The organism is Cellulomonas sp., assembly GCF_965229465.1.
GTDB lineage: Bacteria > Actinomycetota > Actinomycetes > Actinomycetales > Cellulomonadaceae > Cellulomonas.
On sequence record NZ_OZ245882.1, the window covers coordinates 3,107,328 to 3,124,527 of the forward strand.

The window sequence follows — 17,200 nt, forward strand, 5'->3', positions numbered from 1 at the left end:
GGGGTCGGTGACCTGGCCTGGCGGCGAGGGCAGGTCGAGCACGCACTCGCCCGACGCCCGACGTCGGGTGCCGTCAGCCGCGGTCCCGTTCGGGTGTGGTCAGGAGCGACTCGAACGTGGGTGCCACCTCGACCCACCGGACACCGGCGGGCCCGTCGTCGGTCGCGACCACCCGGGGTGCACCGGGCCGGCTGTAGTCGAGCGCCAGCGCGTCCTGCTCCCGGGAGGCGGCGATCAGGACGGCGTGGTCGACGTCGAGGCGTCCGTGCGCCGCGGCACCGCGGGTCAGCCCCAGCGCGTCACCCTCGCCGCGCTCGTAGGCGGCGACGAGGGCGTCGGTGTTGCCGTGCATCAGGGCCAGGTCCAGCAGGTCGAGCACGTCGACCAGGTCCCCGCCGACTGCAGCGGTCGGTGCCAGCAGGTGGGCCGGACGGGTGCCGGGTCCCCACCGGCCGGTCGCGAGCAGCTCCACGAGCGCGGTCGGGAGCACGTTGCCCCGGACGTTCGTCACTCGCTCACCTTGCATCCGGTGGTCGCCTCGACGGCGGAGATGATGGCCGGCCGCACGGCGGCGGGGGCTGCGCGGTTGCCGAAGTTGCGGGCGTTGATCGTCGCGGAGTTCCACCGGATCGTCAGCTTCCCGTTCCCCTCCCAGACGAGCACGAAGCCCACGTTCTTCGCGTTGCTGGTGGACCCCGTGCGGCCCATCAGCGACGACTCGGCAGCGGCGTGGCCGCCGTACTGCGGCACCGTCGCGATCGGCTCGCCGCTGAGCAGGGTGGCCTCCCCGCTCGCGACCGCCACCCACTTGCCGGTCACCGGGTCGTACGCTCCCGAGAAGCCGGACTGGGGCGTGTACTTGGCCAGCGCCTCGCCGGCGGGCATCTCGGCCCCCGCGTTGGTCAGCGTCGTGACCTCGCTGTGCCGCAGGCCGGCGACCGTCGCCCGCGGGCCCTTGATCTTGGACGTCCCCGCGGCCACGTTGGCGCTGCGTTCGGCGAGCCACTGCGCGGTCCTCGTCTCGCCGAGCGCGGCGCCCAGCCGGGTTCCGCGCAGCGACCTGGTCGCCTTGGGCAGGCCCTTGGCGGTGATGTAGATGATCAGGGCCTCGAGGATCTTCGCCATGAGCAGGCCGACGGCCTCGGCGAACTGCAGCGCGGCGCGGTCGATCTTCTTCTCGTCGCCCCGGGCGTCCCACACCTTCGAGAAGAACGACGCGAACGCGCTGCCGACCTCGACGACCGACTGGCCGATCCAGTACACGAGCATGCCGAGCCCGAGCCACTCGAGCAGGGCCAGGCCCACCTCGAACCCCGCGGCGGCCCCGGGGGCGTTCCCGACGGCGGCACCGATCGCCGTGGTGACGGCCAGGACGCCGGCGGCGACGGCCATCATCTTCGCGAGCCCGGCGAGCACCTCGCGCAGCATCGCGTCGACGTGCCGCGCGACCGACTCGGGGATGTACTGCCCCGACTTGTCGATGGCGCGGCCGAAGTCCTCCAGGAGCTCGCCGATGCGTTCGATGACGTCGGCGACACCGAGGAAGTCCGCGGCGTTGTAGGAGTAGGAGCCGGAGTTGACGACGCCCTTGAGCGAGATGGCGAACGGCTGGCTGGGCACCCAGATCGCCTGACCCGCCTCGAAACGCACCGACTTCCAGCCGTCGGTGGTGTCGGGGACCGAGATCTTGTTCGCCCAGGCGAGGACGTTCACGTAGAACCGCAGGTCCTGGCCCCAGTTGTCGGCCTTGTCGCCGTAGTAGTGCTCGGCGACCGCGATCGCCGTGCCGGGGATCCCGGACTCGACCAGGTGCAGGCGCGCCGCCGGCTCGGGCAGGTCGGTGCGCACGTACTGCGAGCCCGCGAACCCGGTGTCGCCGTCGGCCGTCGAGACGAAGTACCAGTCCCCGGGGAACCGCTTGACCACCTGCAGGCGCGTGCTGAGCGGCATCGTCCGGACGATGTTCGTCGCGTCGGCCGTGTCCGGGTGGGTGCGCAGCCGCAGCTCCGGGTCCCCGTGCCACGCCACGACCCCGGGCTTGCGGACCGGCTCGCCGCCGTCGGGCACCCGGCCCGCGTCGGGTCGACGGCGGTTGCTCTCGCCCCACAGGACCTGGAGGTTGTGCCGGGCGCCGCCCGCGGTCATCAGGGAGGCGGGCATGGCGAGGAACGCCTCGAGCTGCGGCATGTAGCGGGCGATCTCGGAGTCGCTGAGCGTGCGCGCCTGGTCGGCCGTGATGCTCTGCGTGAGGGGATCGACCCCACTGGTGACCACCGGCGACTGCCGCTGCACGGTCGCGCCGCCCGCGCGGACCAGACCCTGCACCGCCCGGTTGCCGGCCGCCCGCTGCAGCGCGGCCAGGCGCTGGGCGGAGCTGCCGGGGGTCGCCGGCGGGGCGCGGTCGGGCGCGCGGGCGGCCGGGCGGCGCGGCCGTGACGTGTCCGGCTCCGTCCGGTGCTCGGGGACGTGCTGCACCATCCTTCGAGGGTTGCCACGGCCTCACCCGGGTCGCCTTCCCGATCAGGCAGACATGAGGGCGCGCGGCTCGGGAGTGCCGCGGGACGGCTAGGTGCGGTCGCGCGAGAGGGCCAGTGCCTCGCCCTGGCCGCCGCCCCCGCACAGGGCGACCACGGCCCGACCGTGCGAGCGGCGGGCGAGCTCGAGGGCGGCGGTTCCGGCCAGCCGCGCGCCGGACGCCCCGATCGGGTGCCCGAGCGCGATCGCGCCGCCGTGGATGTTCGTCTGCTCCAGGGGGTAGGCCAGGTCGCCGAGCGACTGCACCACGACCGACCCGAACGCCTCGTTGATCTCCACGAAGTCCACCGTCGACAGGTCCCATCCCGCTCGGGCCAGCGCGGCCGAGATCGCGGCGGACGGCTGCGAGTGCAGCGAGTTGTCGGGTCCGGCCACCTGCCCGGACGCCCCGACGACCGCGAGCCACGACAGCCCGCGCTCCTCGACGACCTCCCGGGCCGCCACCACCACGGCCGCGGCCCCGTCCGTCAGCGGCGACGCGTTCCCCGCGGTGATCGTCCCGTCGGCGGAGAACGCCGGCCGCAGCGCCGCCAGGGACTCCAGGGACGTCTCGGGCCGAAGACCCTCGTCCACCGAGACGACCACGGGGGCGCCGCGTCGCTGCGGCACCTCGACCGGCACGATCTCGTCGGCGAACACGCCCGAGGACGCGGCCTCGGACGCCCGCCGGTGGCTCTCCACCGCCACGGCGTCCTGCGCCTCGCGCGGGATCGACAGCGCCTTGTTCCCGCGCTCGGTGGACGAGCCCATCGACTCGCGGTCGAACGCGTCAGTCAGTCCGTCGAACGCGAGTGAGTCCACCGCCTGGATGTCCCCGTAGGTCCACCCGCGTCGCGACCCGGGCAGCAGGTGCGGCGCCTGGCTCATCGACTCCTGCCCGCCGGCGACGACGATCGACGCCTCACCCAGCCGGATCGTCCGCGCGGCGTCGACGATCGCGGTCAGCCCGCTGAGGCAGACCTTGTTGATCGTCGTCGCCGGCACGGTCCACGGGATGCCGGCCTTCACGGCGGCCTGCCGCGCGGGGTTCTGGCCGGCGCCCGCCTGGACCACCTGACCCATCAGCACCTGGTCCACGTCGGACGGGTCGAGCCCGGCGCGGGAGAGTGCGCCGGCGATGGCGACGGCTCCCAGGGATGCGGCGGACAGGGACGACAGCGCGCCGTTCAGGCGCGCCATCGGCGTCCGCGCGAACGAGACGATCACGACCTCACGGTCAGCAGTCATGAGAGCTCCACCTCCAGGTTCACCAGGGGAGTCGCCGCCACGACCTCGTCGACCGAGACGCCCGGCGCGCACTCCCGCAGCACCAGTCCCGCAGGCGTCACGTCCAGCACCGCCAGGTCCGTGATGATCCGGTCCACCACCCCGACCCCGGTCAGCGGCAGCGTGCACTGCGGCAGGATCTTGGCGGACCCGTCGCGCGCCACGTGCTCCATGAGCACCACGATCCGACGCGCCCCGTGCACCAGGTCCATCGCGCCGCCCATGCCCTTGACCATCTTCCCGGGGATCATCCAGTTGGCGATGTCCCCGGACGACGACACCTGCATCGCCCCGAGGATCGCGACGTCGACCTTGCCGCCGCGGATCATCGCGAACGAGGTCGCGGAGTCGAAGTACGACGCCCCGGGAGCGACCGTGATCGTCTCCTTGCCGGCGTTGATGAGGTCCGGGTCGACGGCGTCGTCGGACGGGTACGGCCCGACGCCGAGGACCCCGTTCTCCGACTGGAGGACGACCGACACCCCCGGCGGGACGAACCCCGGCACCAGCGTCGGCAGCCCGATCCCGAGGTTCACGTAGGACCCGTCGGCCAGCTCCAGGGCGGCCCGCGCCGCCATCTGCTCGCGCGTGAGGCTCATGAGACCGTCCTCCGCTCGATGCGCTTGTCGGCCACCTCGGCGGGTGAAAGTGCGACCACCCGGTCCACGAAGATCCCCGGCAGATGGATCGCGTCGGGGTCCAGCGCGCCCACCGGGACCAGCTCCTCGACCTCCGCGATAGTCACCGCACCGGCGGCCGCGCAGAGCGGGTTGAAGTTGCGCGCGGAGGAGTGGAACACCAGGTTCCCCAGGCGGTCGCCGCGCGCGGCCCGGACCAGCGCGTAGTCCGCGGTGATCGCCTCCTCGCGGACGAAGTCGGACGACACGCCGCGCACGGTGAACGTCTCGACGGGCTTCGGTGGCGACTCGATGAGGACCGATCCGTCGGGGGAGTACCGCCACGGCAGCCCCCCGGAGGCCACCAGCGTGCCCACCCCGGTCCGGGTGTAGAACGCGGCGATCCCGCTCCCACCTGCACGAAGACGCTCGGCGAGCGTGCCCTGCGGGGTCAGCTCCACCTCGAGCTCGCCGGCAAGGTACTGCCGCGCGAACTCCTTGTTCTCGCCCACGTACGAGGCGATGATGCGCCGGATCCGGCCGGCCTGGAGCAGCAGGCCGAGCCCCCAGTCGTCCACGCCGCAGTTGTTGCTCACCACCTCCAGGTCCTGGACGCCGGAGTCGAGCAGAGCGTGGATCAGCACGCTCGGGATACCGCACAAGCCGAACCCACCGACCGCGAGGGTCGCCCCGTCGGGGATGTCGGCTACCGCCTCGACGGCGGACTGGACGACCTTGTCCATTCTTGCCTCCTGTCGACGAGGTCATTGTGCGCCGACCGGTCGACACTCGCGCCAGCCCATGGGCACAAGGTCCCTGGCGGACTTACCCTGGCGGGACATCAGGCAATGGGGCCTAGCTTCACGAGAGCGACGGTTCCGCCACCACAACGGAGCGAAACATGTTGCGTGCAGATGTGTCACCCAGCCGTGCCCTGCCCACCCATCAGCAGGCGGAAGCCCTCCAGCTGGTGACCCCCGACGGTGTCCGTCGGCCGGATCCCGAGTACGACCCGTGGATCGCCGACGTCGACGACGAGCAGCTCGAAGCCCTGTACGAGGACATGGTGGTCGTGCGCCGCTTCGACACCGAGGCCGTCGCGCTCCAGCGGCAGGGGCAGCTCGGGCTGTGGCCGCCGCTCCTCGGGCAGGAGGCCGCGCAGATCGGCTCCGCCCGCGCGCTGCGCAGCGACGACTTCGTGTTCAGCAGCTACCGCGAGAACGGCGTCGCCTACTGCCGTGGCGCGCAGCCGACCGACCTGATGCGCGTCTGGCGGGGGACCGCCCTGGCGGGCTGGGACCCGCGGGCGATCGGGATGGCCACGCCGCAGGTGATGATCGGCTCGCAGACCCTGCACGCCACCGGGTACGCGCTGGGGTGCGTCAAGGACGGGGTCGACTCCGTGGCCGTCGCGTACTTCGGGGACGGTGCCACCAGCAAGGGCGACGTGCACGAGGCGATGGTGTTCGCGGCCACGTTCCACGCCCCGGTGATCTTCTTCTGCCAGAACAACCAGTGGGCGATCTCCGAGCCGGTGGGTCTGCAGGCGCAGCGCCCGATCGCGGACCGCGCGGCCGGCTACGGCATCCCCGGCATCCGGGTCGACGGCAACGACGTCCTCGCGGTGATGGCGGCGACGCGGGTGGCCCTGGACCGGGCCCGACGGGGCGACGGTCCCACGTTCATCGAGGCCGTGACCTACCGGATGGGCCCGCACACGACGTCCGACGACCCCACCCGGTACGTCGACCCGCAGGACATGGCGTCCTGGGGGGCGAAGGACCCGATCGTCCGGCTCGAGCGGCTGCTGCACGCGCACGACGCGTTGACCGAGGAGCGCACCTCGCAGATCAAGGAGAAGGCCGAGGCGTTCGCCGCGGAGATGCGCAGCGGCTGCTACGGGTTGCCGGTCCCCGAGCCGCTGAGCGTGTTCGAGGACGTGTTCGTGGAGCCGACGCCCGCGCTGGAACGCCAGCGCAGCCAGTACGCCGCCTACCTCGCCATGTACGACGAGGAGGCGTGATGACCACGATGACGATGGCCGCGGCGCTGAACTCCGGCCTGCGGCACGCGCTCGACGACGACCCCACGGTGGTGCTGCTCGGCGAGGACATCGGCACGCTCGGCGGGGTGTTCCGGGTGACCGACGGGCTCCAGCGCGACTTCGGCGCCGACCGCGTCATGGACACGCCGCTGGCCGAGTCGGGGATCCTGGGCGTCGCGGTGGGCCTGGCGTACCGGGGGTACCGGCCGGTCGTGGAGATCCAGTTCGACGGCTTCGTGTACCCCGCGGTCGACCAGCTGGTCACGCAGGTGGCGCGGATCCACTACCGGACCGCCGGCGCGGTCCGCATGCCGATCACCGTCCGGATCCCGTACGGCGGCGGCATCGGGGCGGTCGAGCACCACTCCGAGTCGCCCGAGGCCTACTTCGCCCACACGCCCGGCCTGCGCGTGGTGACCTGCGGCAGCCCGCAGGACGCCCACACGATGCTCCGCCAGGCGATCGCGTGCGACGACCCCGTGGTGTTCTTCGAGCCGAAGCGGCGCTACTGGGTCAAGGGCGAGGTCGACGAGTCGTTCGACGACGTCCCGCTGCTCGACCGCGCACGCGTGGTCGTCGAGGGCACCGACGTCACGCTCGCCACCTACGGTCCGCTCGTCATCACCGCGCGGGACGCCGCGCTCGCGGCCCTGGACGACGGGCTGTCGGTCGAGGTGGTGGACCTGCGCTCGCTGTCGCCGATCGACGTCGACACGCTCGAGGCCTCCGTCCGCAAGACCGGCCGGCTCGTCGTGACCCACGAGGCCCAGGCCAGCGGCGGTCTCGGTGCCGAGATCATCGCGAGCATCACGGACCGCTGCTTCGGCGTCCTGACGTCCGCTCCGGTGCGGGTCACCGGGTTCGACACCCCGTACCCCGCCGCGAAGCTCGAGGAGCACTTCCTGCCCGACCTGGACCGGATCCTCGACGCCGTCGACCGCGTGATGGGCAGACAGCACTCCCTGACCGGATGGAGGGCGTCATGACCACGATCCAGACCGTCACGCTGCCAGATCTCGGCGAGGGGCTGACCGAGTCGGACCTGGTCGAGTGGACCGTCGCCGTGGGTGACACCGTCGAGCTCAACCAGGTGGTCGCCGAGGTGGAGACCGCCAAGGCGCTGGTCCAGCTGCCGTCGCCGTACGCGGGGGTGGTCGCCGAGCTGCTCGTCGAGCCCGGGGCCACCGTTCCCGTGGGGACGGCGCTGATGACGATCGCGGTGGAGGCACCCGCCGATGCCGCGGCTCCGACGTCGCCCGCCGTCGAGCAGGCAGCGGCGGCCGAACCCGCTGCGCCCGAGCGGACCGCCGTGCTCGTCGGGTACGGGCCGCTGGTGGAGGGGTCGTCGCGACCGCGCCGTCGGTCGAGGTCGGAGGACTGGACCGCGGCGCACGCGGTCGCCGACGAGGTCGGACTGGCCCTGGCCGGCGGTCGCATCGGACCGAAGGTGCTCCCGCCGGTCCGCAAGCTCGCGCACGACCTCGGGGTGGACCTCAACAAGATGGAGGGCTCGGGCAAGGACGGGATGATCACGCGCGAGGACGTCCTGCGGGCGGTGTCCGGCGTGGACGTCTCCCCAGCGGCACGACGGCCCGACGCGTTGTCTGCCGCGCACCGACCCGGCCTGGCACGGTCCGTCGAGGCTGTGCCGACGCCCAGCGGGCACGAGTCCGCGCGCGAGGTGCGGACCCCGATCGCGGGGGTGCGCAAGCAGACCGCCGCCGCGATGGTGGCCAGCGCGTTCACGGCTCCGCACGCGTCGACGTCGCTGACGGTCGATGCCACGCCGACACTCGAGCTGCTGGAGGCGTTCGCGTCCGATCGCGCCCTGCAGGGCCACCGGATCTCGATCCTCACGCTCGTCGCCAAGGCGGTGACGATCGCGCTCGGTCGCAACCCGTCGCTCAACGCGCGCTGGGACGAGGCTGCGGGGGAGATCGTCCAGTTCGGCTACGTCAACCTGGGCATCGCCGCGGCGACCCCGCGCGGGCTGCTGGTGCCGAGCATCAAGGACGCGGGCCGCTTGCGGCTGCCCGAGCTGGCGGACGCGATCGGTACGGTGACCGAGAGTGCGCGGGCGGGGACGTCGACGCCCGCGGACCTGGCCGGGGGAACGATCACGATCACCAACATCGGGGTGTTCGGCGTCGACACCGGCACACCGATCCTGGTGCCGGGGCAGGCCGCGATCCTGGCGATGGGCGCGATCCGGCGTCGGCCGTGGGAGTTCCAGGACGAGCTCGCGCTGCGCAGCGTGATGACGCTCAGCCTCTCCTTCGACCACCGCCTGGTGGACGGAGCCGAGGCCGCCCGGTTCCTCACCGACGTGGGCACGATCCTCGCCCGTCCCGGATCGGTGCTCAGCATGGTGTGACCGTCGGGCGCGCCCGGTCGTCGCCGGGCACACCGTGTCCCGGCGGCGACGAGCTCGAGCCGGCGTCGGACCGACGGGTCAGGCATCGATCCGCCCGTAGAAGCCGAGGAGCGCGCCGGCGAGGGCTTCCGGCGCCTCCATGGCGACGAAGTGGCCGATGCCCTCGATGGTCGCGGTCGTGACGTCGGCGGCGACCGCGTGCATCGTCCGGCTGGTGAACGGACCACTCCCGCCGTCGACCGCGAGGACGGGCATCGTCAGTCGGTGCTCGCTGGCGAGCCGAGCGATCTCGTCGCCCTCCGTGAGCACGGAACCGTAGATGCCGGTGGTCCCGCGCAGTCCCTCGGGGCGCGCGTAGACCCGCGTGAACTCGTCGACGTCCTGCTCGCTGATGGCGCCCGGGGTGCCGTTCATGGCGGGGAAGGCGAAGCCGGTGAGGAACTCGCGCTCCCGCCCGGCGAGCAGCATCTCGGGGATACCCGGCGCCCCGAGGAACCCGACGTGCCACGCTCCGCCGTGCGCGACGTCCGCGAGCAGCTCCAGCCCGAAGCCTGGCAGCGCCGCCTCGATGGCGGTGTAGCTGCGCAGGAGCTCGGGGTGCTGCGCGGCCAGGCGGAAGGTGGGGGTCCCGCTGATGTCCTGGCCGGTGAGGTGGACGGGGCCGAGGTCGAGGTGGGCGATCAGCCCGCGGAGGCTGTCGGCGAACGTCGTGCTCGTGTACTCGCCGGGATCGGTGCCGGAGTCGCCGAACCCCGGCAGGTCGACGGCGACGACGCGGTGCTCGGCCGCGAGCAGGGGGATGAGCTTGTGGAACGCCCACCATGACTCGGGGAACCCGTGCACGAGCAGGACCGGCGTACCGCTGTCACCGGCGGTGACGTAGTGCAGCTCGGTGCCGTCGAGGGTGACGCGGTGGTGCGTGACCTCGGGAATCGTCGCTGCGTTCGTGGCGGTCGTGACGGTCATGGTGTCGCTCCTTCGGAGGTTTTGGACAACCAGGTTGTCACAAGTATAGAAACCTGGTTGTCGATACGTCAACCAGGTTGTCGTAACATGGCGCCATGACGCGTTCCGGTGCTGACCTCGCGCTCCTCCTGCTGGGGGGCTTCCGCGCGCTCGCCGACGCGGGCAGCACCGAGCTGGCCGACCGCGGCTACGACAAGATCCGACCCATCCACGACTTCGCCCTGCGCTCGATCCTCGCCGGGGCCGACACGACCGCCGAGCTCGCTCGGGAGCTGGGCATCTCGAAGCAGGCCGTGATCAAGACCGTCGGCTTCCTCGAGGCGGAGGGCTACGTGGCCGTCGAGGCCGACGAGCGCGACGGCCGACGGCGGCTCTACTCGCTGACCGAGCGGGGTCGCGGGCTGCTGCGCACGGGGGAGCAGGTGTTCAACGAGCTCCGCGACGCGTGGGCGCAGCGCATCGGCGCCGACCAGCTGGAGGCGGTCGGGGACGCGCTCGCCGACCTGGGCGTCCGAGCCCCGGCCCACCTCGACGCAGCGGGCTGGTTCAGCGGTTCGTCAGCCGAGTGACGGCCGCAGGGCGGCCAGCGCCATCTGCTCCAGCACGGCCCGCGTCCGGGCCGCCGTCACCGACCGCGCGCTGTGCGGGGTCGAGTTGAGCAGCCCGAACGTCGCCTGGGCCCGCAGGCGAAGCTCGGCGCGGTCGGTCGTCGGGCTGAGCCTGGCGAGCACGTCGACCCACAGCTCGATGTAGCGACGCTGCAGGTCACGGACCGACTCGCGGTCCTGCGGGCCGAGCGCGGGCAGGCTCCGGTCCTGCACGCGGATCACGTCGGGGTCGCGGAGGGCGAAGTCGACGTGGAACCGCACGAGCGCGCGCAGGGCCGCGGAGGCGTCGTCCCCGGCCGACTCGACGACGGCGCGCCCGCCGTCCAGCAGCCCCTGGCTGACCCCGACGAGCAGGGCCGCGAGCACGGCCTGCTTGCTCGGGAAGTGGCGGTACACCGCGGGCCCGCTGACGCCGACCGACGAGCCCAGGTCCTCGATCGAGACCCCGTCGAACCCGTGGCCGGCGAACAGCCGGGCGGCCTCCGACAGCAGCGCGCTGCGGCGTTCGGCCTTGGCGCGGACGCGGGCGGTCGTGGGGGCCTCGGACATCGACTCGCGCTCCTCCATGGACAACGACGTGATCGAACACTAGCCTCATTTCAGTTAGCGATCACTAACTCAGTTCGTCTCTCCCACCACCCCCGTGGAGACCGCGTCGATGGAGATGCTCAGCACGACGGCCGACCCTGCCGCCGACTCGTTCGTCGCGAACGAGGAGGCCCAGCGCGCCCTCGTCATCGAGCTGAGGGACCGGCTCCGCACCGCGGCCGAGGGCGGTCCCGAGCGCTCGCGCGAGCGGCACGTGGCGCGCGGCAAGCTGCTGCCGCGCGAGCGGATCGACGTGCTGCTCGACGACGGCAGCCCGTTCCTCGAGGTCGCGCCGCTGGCCGCGCACGAGCTGTACGGCGGCGAGGCGCCCGGCGCCGGGGTCATCGCGGGGATCGGCCTCGTGCACGGCCGGCACGTCATGGTCCTGTCCAACGACGCGACCGTGAAGGGCGGCACCTACTACCCGCTCACCGTGAAGAAGCACCTGCGCGCGCAGGAGATCGCGCTCGAGAACCGGCTGCCGTGCATCTACCTGGTCGACTCCGGCGGCGCGTTCCTGCCGATGCAGGACGAGGTGTTCCCGGACCGCGACCACTTCGGCCGGATCTTCTTCAACCAGGCCCGGATGTCCGCCGAGGGGATCCCGCAGGTCGCGTGCGTGATGGGCTCCTGCACGGCCGGCGGCGCCTACGTGCCGGCGATGAGCGACGAGACGGTGATCGTGCGCGGCCAGGGCACGATCTTCCTGGGCGGCCCGCCGCTGGTGAAGGCCGCGACCGGCGAGGTGGTCACGGCCGAGGACCTGGGCGGCGGGGAGCTGCACTCGCGCGTCTCCGGGGTCACCGACCACCTGGCGGAGAACGACGCGCACGCGCTCCAGATCGTGCGCGACATCGTCGCGACCCTGCCCGCGCCCCGCGCGACCGCCTGGGAGGTGCACGAGAGCCGGCCGCCGAAGGTCGACGAGAGCCAGCTTTACGGCGTCGTCCCCGCCGACCTCCAGACCGCGTACGACGTGCACGAGGTGATCGCGCGGCTGGTCGACGGCAGCGAGCTGCACGAGTTCAAGCGCGAGTACGGCACCACGCTCGTCACCGGGTTCGCCCGGCTGCACGGGCACCCCGTGGGGATCGTCGCCAACAACGGGGTGCTGTTCAGCGAGTCGGCGGTCAAGGGCGCCCACTTCATCGAGCTCTGCGACCAGCGCGGCATCCCGCTGGTGTTCCTCCAGAACGTGAACGGCTTCATGGTCGGACGCGACTACGAGGCGGGGGGCATCGCGAAGCACGGCGCGAAGATGGTGACCGCGGTCGCGACCACCCGGGTGCCCAAGCTGACCGTGGTGATCGGCGGCTCGTTCGGGGCCGGCAACTACTCCATGTGCGGGCGGGCGTACGGTCCGCGCTTCCTGTGGATGTGGCCCGCCAGCCGGATCTCGGTCATGGGCGGCGCGCAGGCGTCGTCCGTGCTGGCGACAGTCCGCCGCGAGCAGCTGGGCGACCAGTGGTCCGCGCAGGACGAGGAAGCCTTCAAGGCGCCGCTGCGGGAGCAGTACGAGACGCAGGGGAGCCCGTACTACTCGACCGCGCGGCTGTGGGACGACGGGATCATCGACCCGGCGGACACTCGGCGGATCCTCGGCATGGCCCTCGACGTGTGCGCGACCGTCCCCCTCGGAGAGCCCCGCTTCGGGCTCTTCCGGATGTGAGCGGCATGTTCGGGACCGTGCTGGTGGCGAACCGGGGGGAGATCGCCTGCCGGATCATCGCCACGCTCCAGAAGCTCGGGATCCGGTCGGTCGCGGTGTTCACCGACGCGGACCGCGGGGCGCTCCACGTGACCCGAGCGGACGTCGCGATCCGCATCGAGTCCTACCTCTCGATCGACGCGGTGGTCGATGCTGCACGCACGGCACGGGCCGACGCGATCCACCCCGGCTACGGGTTCCTCTCCGAGAACGCGGACCTCGCGCGGGCGTGCGAGGCGGCCGGCGTCGTGTTCGTCGGGCCGGGGGTCAAGGCCCTGGAGCTGATGGGTGACAAGATCCGCGCGAAGGAGCACGTGTCGGCCGCCGGGGTGCCGGTCATCCCGGGGTCGTCGTCGACGGGCGCCTCCGACGCCGACCGCGTCGGCTACCCGCTGCTGGTCAAGCCGTCCGCAGGCGGGGGCGGCAAGGGCATGACGGTCGTCGAGCGTCCCGAGGACCTGGCCGACGCCCTCGCCGGTGCGCGCCGGGTCGCCGCCGCGGCGTTCGGCGACGACACGCTCCTGCTCGAGCGCCTGGTCCGGACCCCGCGGCACATCGAGGTGCAGCTGCTGGCCGACGGGTTCGACCACGTCATCCACCTCGGCGAGCGCGAGTGCTCGCTCCAGCGCCGGCACCAGAAGGTCATCGAGGAGGCGCCGTCGCCGCTCCTGGATGCCGCCACGCGGGACCGGATCGGCTCGGCCGCGTGCGAGGTCGCGCGCTCCGTGGGCTACGTGGGCGCCGGGACCGTGGAGTTCCTGGTGTCCGACGAGGCGCCGACGGAGTTCTTCTTCATGGAGATGAACACCCGGCTCCAGGTGGAGCACCCCGTCACCGAGCTGGTCACCGGGCTGGACCTGGTGGAGTGGCAGCTGCGGATCGCCGCGGGGGAGCGGCTGTCGGTCCAGCAGGCCGACGTGCGGCTGACCGGGCACGCGATCGAGGCGCGCGTCTACGCCGAGGACCCCCTCCGGGACTTCCTGCCGAGCACCGGGACCGTGCGGGTGCTCGACGAGCCGGCCGGCGAGGGGGTCCGCGTCGACAGCTCGCTGTACGCCGGCCTGGAGATCGGGTCCACCTACGACCCGATGCTGGCCAAGGTGATCGCGTGGGGCCCCGACCGCGCCACGGCGCTCGCCCGCCTGGACCGGGCGCTGGCCGGCACCACCGTGCTCGGCGTCCGGACCAACCTCGCCTTCCTGCGCCAGGTCCTGGCCGACCCCGACGTGCGGGCGGGCCGGCTGGAGACAGGGCTGCTCGGACGACTGACCCCCGCCGCGGACGCCGCCCCGATCATCGCGTCCGTCCTCGCCCGCCACCCGGCACCCGTCGGCGCGTGGGGGACCGACGGCTGGCGCCTCGGCGATCCGCGACCGGTGCGCTACGAGGTCGGGGACGTCGAGGTGTCCGTCCTCGGTTCGCCGCAGGACGCGACCGTGACCGTCGGCGACGACGAACCCGTCCACGCGTCACTGCGCCGGACCGGTCCGGACGCGGTGGCGCTCGAGGTCGACGGCGTCGTGCACCCGCTGCGTCTCGTCTCGGACGGCCCGGTCACCTGGGTCGGCACCTCCGAGCTGCGCTTCCGCAGCCGCGTCGAGCGCCTCACCGACGAGCTCGCCGCCCTCACCCGCAGCACCCGCCCCGCCGACCCGGAGGTGCGCTCGCCGATGCCCGGCATCGTCGTCTCGGTCGACGTGCGCACCGGCGACCAGGTGGTCGCGGGCCAGAACCTCCTCACCATCGAGGCGATGAAGATGGAGCACCGGGTCGTCGCGCCCAGCGACGGCATCGTCACCCTCACGGTCCGACCGACCGACCGGGTGGCACTCGACCACGTGGTGGCCACCATCTCCGGCCACCCCGACGAAGGGACACCGGCATGACGTACGACCTCACCCCCGAGCAGCAGAAGCTCCGCGACGAGGTGCGGGACTTCGCCGACACCGTCATCGCGCCCGCCGCGTACGAGTACGACACCAAGCGCGAGCTGCCGTACGAGATCCTCGCGCAGATGGGGGAGATGGGGCTGTTCGGGCTGCCGTTCCCCGTCGAGTACGGCGGGCAGGGGCGCGACTACGTGGACCTGTGCCTGGCGGTCGAGCAGCTGGCGCGCGTGGACCAGTCGATCGCCGTGACGCTCGAGGCGGGCGTCGGCCTGGGTGCGATGCCGGTGTGGCGCAGCGGGACCGAGGCGCAGAAGCGGGAGTGGATCCCGATGCTCGCGCGGGGTGAGGCGCTCGCGGCCTTCGGGCTGACCGAGGCCGACGCCGGGTCCGACGCCGCCGGCACCAAGACCACCGCACGCGTCGAGGACGGCGAGTGGGTGATCGACGGGACCAAGCAGTTCATCACCAACTCGGGCTCGAGGATCACGCGGCTCATCACGATCACCGCGGTCACGGGCGAGAGCGTGCGCGAGGACGGCACGGTGAAGAAGGAGCTCACCGCGATCCTGGTGCCCAGCGACACCCCCGGGCTGACGGTCCTGCCTGCCTACGACAAGGTCGGCTGGCACACCTCCGACACCCACCCGCTCCGGTTCGAGGACGTGCGCGTGCCCGAGGCGAACCTGCTCGGGGAGCGCGGTCGCGGCTTCGCGCAGTTCATCCAGACGCTCGACGAGGGCCGGGTCGCGTTCGCCGCCCTGTGCACCGGGGCCGCGCAGGGGTGCCTGGAGGAGGCCATGCGGTACGCGAAGAGCCGGAACGTGTTCGGCCACCCGATCGGCGACAACCAGCACATCGCGTTCACGATCGCGCGCATGGAGGCTCGGGTGCACTCCGCCCGGCTCGCCTGGCTCGACGCCGCCCACCGGCTGGTGGCCGGGCAGCCGTTCAAGCTCGAGGCCAGCCTGGCCAAGCTCATCGGCAGCGAGGCAGCGATGGACAACGCCCGGGACGCGACGCAGATCTTCGGTGGGTACGGCGTGATGAACGAGAACCCGGTGGCCCGGCACTACCGCGACTCGAAGATCCTGGAGATCGGGGAGGGGACCACGCAGGTGCAGCTGATGGTGATCGCGCGCGAGCTGGGCTTCTCGGGGGCCGCTCGATGACCCGGGACGTCGAGCAGCGGGGGCTGTACTACGAGGAGCTCGAGCTCGACGTCCGCTACGTGCACCGCCCCGGACGCACGATGACCGAGGCGGACAACGTCCTGTTCTCGACGCTGACCATGAATCCTCAAGCGCTGCACCTGGACGCGGCCTGGTCGGCGGAGCAGCCGTTCGGGCAGCGGCTGGTGAACTCGATGATGACGCTGGCCGTGCTGGTGGGGAGCTCCGTCGCGCAGCTGACGCAGGGCACGATCGTCGCCAACCTCGGGTTCACCGACGTCCGGTTCCCGCACCCGCTGTTCCACGGGGACACGCTCTACTCGTCGACCGTGGTCACGGACAAGCGGCTCTCGACCTCCAGGCCCGGCCAGGGCGTGGTCACGCTGGAGCACACCGGCCGCAACCAGGACGACGTCGTCGTGGCCGTCGCGACACGGACCGTCCTGTTCTGGTGCACGCCGTGAGGGGCCCGGCTCTCCTGTTCTGCCCGGCCGACCGGCCCGAGCGGTACGAGAAGGCCGCGGCCCGCGCGGACTCGGTGATCCTCGACCTGGAGGACGCGGTCAACCCCGACGCGAAGGCGTCGGCGCGTTCCCTGCTGGCCACCGTCCCGCTGGACCCTGCGCGCACGATCGTCCGCGTGAACCCCGCCCCGGACCTCGACGACGACCTGCGTGCGCTGGCGCAGACGCCGTACCGCACCGTCATGCTGGCCAAGACCTCGTCCGCCGAGGACGTCCGCGCGCTCGCGGGCTACGAGGTGGTCGCGCTCATCGAGACCGCGGCCGGCGTGGTCAACGTGGCGTCGATCGCCGCCGAGCCGAACGTCGTCGGGCTCATGTGGGGCGCCGAGGACCTGGTCGCCTCGCTGGGCGGGACGTCCAGCCGGGCACCGTCCCGGGCGTACCGCGACGTGGCGACTCACGCGCGGTCCGCCGTGCTGCTGGCCGCCGGCGCGTTCGGCAAGGCGGCGATCGACGCGGTGCACCTGGACATCGACGACGTCGACGGGCTCGCCGCGGAGGCTGCCGACGCCGCGGCCTGCGGGTTCGCCGCGACGGCGTGCATCCACCCGTCGCAGGTCGAGGTGGTCCGCGCGGCCTACCGGCCCGGTGCGGCCGACGTCGAGCGGGCGCGCGCCGTGCTCGCGGCCGCGGTCGGGCAGCACGGGGCGTTCCGGTGGGAGGGGCAGCTGGTCGACGGGCCCGTGCTCAAGCACGCGGAAGTGGTGCTGCGTCGCGCCGGAAACGCCTGAGCACGCGCCGCGCGGTGGTGGACCACCCGGGGATCCTCGTCTGCCGATCCCCCCGCGCCTCACCGGGGATTCGCAGCCCCGCGTTGCGCTCTCACCCGTTCGGTCGAACGATGGGCGGCACGGGGGGGACTCCCGGCCGACGTCAAGGTGAACAACGAAGTTCGACCGAGGGACGGCAGAG

At 72.5% G+C, this 17,200-nt stretch carries 16 protein-coding genes; 9 read left to right on the plus strand and 7 right to left on the minus strand.

Annotation, left to right across the window (positions count from 1 at the left end; all coding sequences use genetic code 11):
- Window positions 1-73 precede the first annotated feature (73 nt).
- The 5 genes from ACO06A_RS14745 to ACO06A_RS14765 form a co-directional block, all read right to left on the minus strand.
- Window positions 74-511 carry a hypothetical protein gene (locus ACO06A_RS14745; protein ID WP_421732978.1) on the minus strand — a complete coding sequence of 146 codons (438 nt, stop codon included), beginning with the start codon at window positions 509-511 and terminating at the stop codon, window positions 74-76.
- Window positions 508-2,478 (minus strand): SH3 domain-containing protein, encoded by a 1,971-nt coding sequence (locus tag ACO06A_RS14750; RefSeq protein WP_421732979.1) that lies wholly within the window; start codon window positions 2,476-2,478, stop codon window positions 508-510. The genes ACO06A_RS14745 and ACO06A_RS14750 overlap by 4 nt, the downstream gene beginning before the upstream one ends.
- An 87-nt stretch (window positions 2,479-2,565) precedes the next feature.
- The gene (locus ACO06A_RS14755; protein WP_421732980.1) at window positions 2,566-3,762 is read right to left on the minus strand and encodes an acetyl-CoA C-acyltransferase; all 1,197 of its coding nucleotides are present in this window, start codon (window positions 3,760-3,762) and stop codon (window positions 2,566-2,568) included.
- Complete coding sequence (locus ACO06A_RS14760) at window positions 3,759-4,400, minus strand: CoA transferase subunit B (RefSeq protein WP_421732981.1); 642 nt, start codon at window positions 4,398-4,400, stop codon at window positions 3,759-3,761. Before ACO06A_RS14760 ends, ACO06A_RS14755 begins: the two co-directional genes overlap by 4 nt.
- Complete coding sequence (locus ACO06A_RS14765) at window positions 4,397-5,161, minus strand: CoA transferase subunit A (RefSeq protein WP_421732982.1); 765 nt, start codon at window positions 5,159-5,161, stop codon at window positions 4,397-4,399. Before ACO06A_RS14765 ends, ACO06A_RS14760 begins: the two co-directional genes overlap by 4 nt.
- Window positions 5,162-5,319: 158 nt before the next feature.
- Between ACO06A_RS14765 and pdhA the strand changes: the two genes are divergently transcribed.
- The 3 genes from pdhA to ACO06A_RS14780 are packed head-to-tail and all read left to right on the plus strand — an operon-like array spanning window position 5,320 to window position 8,836.
- On the plus strand, window positions 5,320-6,441 hold the full coding sequence (gene pdhA / locus ACO06A_RS14770; RefSeq protein ID WP_421732983.1) for a pyruvate dehydrogenase (acetyl-transferring) E1 component subunit alpha: 1,122 nt from the start codon (window positions 5,320-5,322) through the stop codon (window positions 6,439-6,441).
- Window positions 6,441-7,448 (plus strand): alpha-ketoacid dehydrogenase subunit beta, encoded by a 1,008-nt coding sequence (locus ACO06A_RS14775; protein WP_421732984.1) that lies wholly within the window; start codon window positions 6,441-6,443, stop codon window positions 7,446-7,448. The genes pdhA and ACO06A_RS14775 overlap by 1 nt, the downstream gene beginning before the upstream one ends.
- Window positions 7,445-8,836: a dihydrolipoamide acetyltransferase family protein gene (locus tag ACO06A_RS14780; RefSeq protein ID WP_421732985.1), complete on the plus strand. Its 1,392-nt coding sequence runs from the start codon at window positions 7,445-7,447 to the stop codon at window positions 8,834-8,836. The genes ACO06A_RS14775 and ACO06A_RS14780 overlap by 4 nt, the downstream gene beginning before the upstream one ends.
- Window positions 8,837-8,914: 78 nt before the next feature.
- Here the strand turns inward: ACO06A_RS14780 and ACO06A_RS14785 are convergent, their stop codons facing one another.
- Window positions 8,915-9,802 (minus strand): alpha/beta fold hydrolase, encoded by an 888-nt coding sequence (locus tag ACO06A_RS14785; RefSeq protein ID WP_421732986.1) that lies wholly within the window; start codon window positions 9,800-9,802, stop codon window positions 8,915-8,917.
- Between the two features lie 95 nt (window positions 9,803-9,897).
- Here ACO06A_RS14785 and ACO06A_RS14790 point away from each other — a divergent pair, with 95 nt between their 5' ends.
- Window positions 9,898-10,371 (plus strand): MarR family winged helix-turn-helix transcriptional regulator, encoded by a 474-nt coding sequence (locus tag ACO06A_RS14790; protein WP_421732987.1) that lies wholly within the window; start codon window positions 9,898-9,900, stop codon window positions 10,369-10,371.
- Here ACO06A_RS14790 and ACO06A_RS14795 read toward each other — a convergent pair.
- Window positions 10,360-10,959: a TetR/AcrR family transcriptional regulator gene (locus ACO06A_RS14795; protein ID WP_421732988.1), complete on the minus strand. Its 600-nt coding sequence runs from the start codon at window positions 10,957-10,959 to the stop codon at window positions 10,360-10,362. The genes ACO06A_RS14790 and ACO06A_RS14795 overlap by 12 nt on opposite strands.
- 109 nt (window positions 10,960-11,068) lie before the next feature.
- Between ACO06A_RS14795 and ACO06A_RS14800 the strand changes: the two genes are divergently transcribed.
- From ACO06A_RS14800 to ACO06A_RS14820, 5 genes are read left to right on the plus strand one after another with little or no spacing between them, the layout of a single operon-like run.
- Window positions 11,069-12,667: a carboxyl transferase domain-containing protein gene (locus ACO06A_RS14800; RefSeq protein WP_421732989.1), complete on the plus strand. Its 1,599-nt coding sequence runs from the start codon at window positions 11,069-11,071 to the stop codon at window positions 12,665-12,667.
- 5 nt (window positions 12,668-12,672) lie between these two features.
- The gene (locus ACO06A_RS14805; RefSeq protein ID WP_421732990.1) at window positions 12,673-14,592 is read left to right on the plus strand and encodes an acetyl/propionyl/methylcrotonyl-CoA carboxylase subunit alpha; all 1,920 of its coding nucleotides are present in this window, start codon (window positions 12,673-12,675) and stop codon (window positions 14,590-14,592) included.
- Window positions 14,589-15,764 (plus strand): acyl-CoA dehydrogenase family protein, encoded by a 1,176-nt coding sequence (locus tag ACO06A_RS14810; protein WP_421732991.1) that lies wholly within the window; start codon window positions 14,589-14,591, stop codon window positions 15,762-15,764. The genes ACO06A_RS14805 and ACO06A_RS14810 overlap by 4 nt, the downstream gene beginning before the upstream one ends.
- Window positions 15,761-16,228 carry a MaoC family dehydratase gene (locus ACO06A_RS14815; protein ID WP_421732992.1) on the plus strand — a complete coding sequence of 156 codons (468 nt, stop codon included), beginning with the start codon at window positions 15,761-15,763 and terminating at the stop codon, window positions 16,226-16,228. Before ACO06A_RS14810 ends, ACO06A_RS14815 begins: the two co-directional genes overlap by 4 nt.
- Window positions 16,216-17,019 carry an HpcH/HpaI aldolase/citrate lyase family protein gene (locus ACO06A_RS14820; RefSeq protein ID WP_421732993.1) on the plus strand — a complete coding sequence of 268 codons (804 nt, stop codon included), beginning with the start codon at window positions 16,216-16,218 and terminating at the stop codon, window positions 17,017-17,019. The genes ACO06A_RS14815 and ACO06A_RS14820 overlap by 13 nt, the downstream gene beginning before the upstream one ends.
- Window positions 17,020-17,200: the final 181 nt, after the last annotated feature.

What these genes read in the sequence shown, in the direction of transcription:
- ACO06A_RS14750 (WP_421732979.1), bottom strand. Translation starts at nt 2,478, where the DNA reads ATGGTGCAGCACGTCCCCGAGCACCGGACGGAGCCGGACACGTCACGG.
- ACO06A_RS14755 (WP_421732980.1), bottom strand. Translation starts at nt 3,762, where the DNA reads ATGACTGCTGACCGTGAGGTCGTGATCGTCTCGTTCGCGCGGACGCCG.
- ACO06A_RS14760 (WP_421732981.1), bottom strand. Translation starts at nt 4,400, where the DNA reads ATGAGCCTCACGCGCGAGCAGATGGCGGCGCGGGCCGCCCTGGAGCTG.
- ACO06A_RS14765 (WP_421732982.1), bottom strand. Translation starts at nt 5,161, where the DNA reads ATGGACAAGGTCGTCCAGTCCGCCGTCGAGGCGGTAGCCGACATCCCC.
- pdhA (WP_421732983.1), top strand. Translation starts at nt 5,320, where the DNA reads ATGTTGCGTGCAGATGTGTCACCCAGCCGTGCCCTGCCCACCCATCAG.
- ACO06A_RS14775 (WP_421732984.1), top strand. Translation starts at nt 6,441, where the DNA reads ATGACCACGATGACGATGGCCGCGGCGCTGAACTCCGGCCTGCGGCAC.
- ACO06A_RS14780 (WP_421732985.1), top strand. Translation starts at nt 7,445, where the DNA reads ATGACCACGATCCAGACCGTCACGCTGCCAGATCTCGGCGAGGGGCTG.
- ACO06A_RS14785 (WP_421732986.1), bottom strand. Translation starts at nt 9,802, where the DNA reads ATGACCGTCACGACCGCCACGAACGCAGCGACGATTCCCGAGGTCACG.
- ACO06A_RS14790 (WP_421732987.1), top strand. Translation starts at nt 9,898, where the DNA reads ATGACGCGTTCCGGTGCTGACCTCGCGCTCCTCCTGCTGGGGGGCTTC.
- ACO06A_RS14795 (WP_421732988.1), bottom strand. Translation starts at nt 10,959, where the DNA reads ATGTCCGAGGCCCCCACGACCGCCCGCGTCCGCGCCAAGGCCGAACGC.
- ACO06A_RS14800 (WP_421732989.1), top strand. Translation starts at nt 11,069, where the DNA reads ATGGAGATGCTCAGCACGACGGCCGACCCTGCCGCCGACTCGTTCGTC.
- ACO06A_RS14805 (WP_421732990.1), top strand. Translation starts at nt 12,673, where the DNA reads ATGTTCGGGACCGTGCTGGTGGCGAACCGGGGGGAGATCGCCTGCCGG.
- ACO06A_RS14810 (WP_421732991.1), top strand. Translation starts at nt 14,589, where the DNA reads ATGACGTACGACCTCACCCCCGAGCAGCAGAAGCTCCGCGACGAGGTG.
- ACO06A_RS14815 (WP_421732992.1), top strand. Translation starts at nt 15,761, where the DNA reads ATGACCCGGGACGTCGAGCAGCGGGGGCTGTACTACGAGGAGCTCGAG.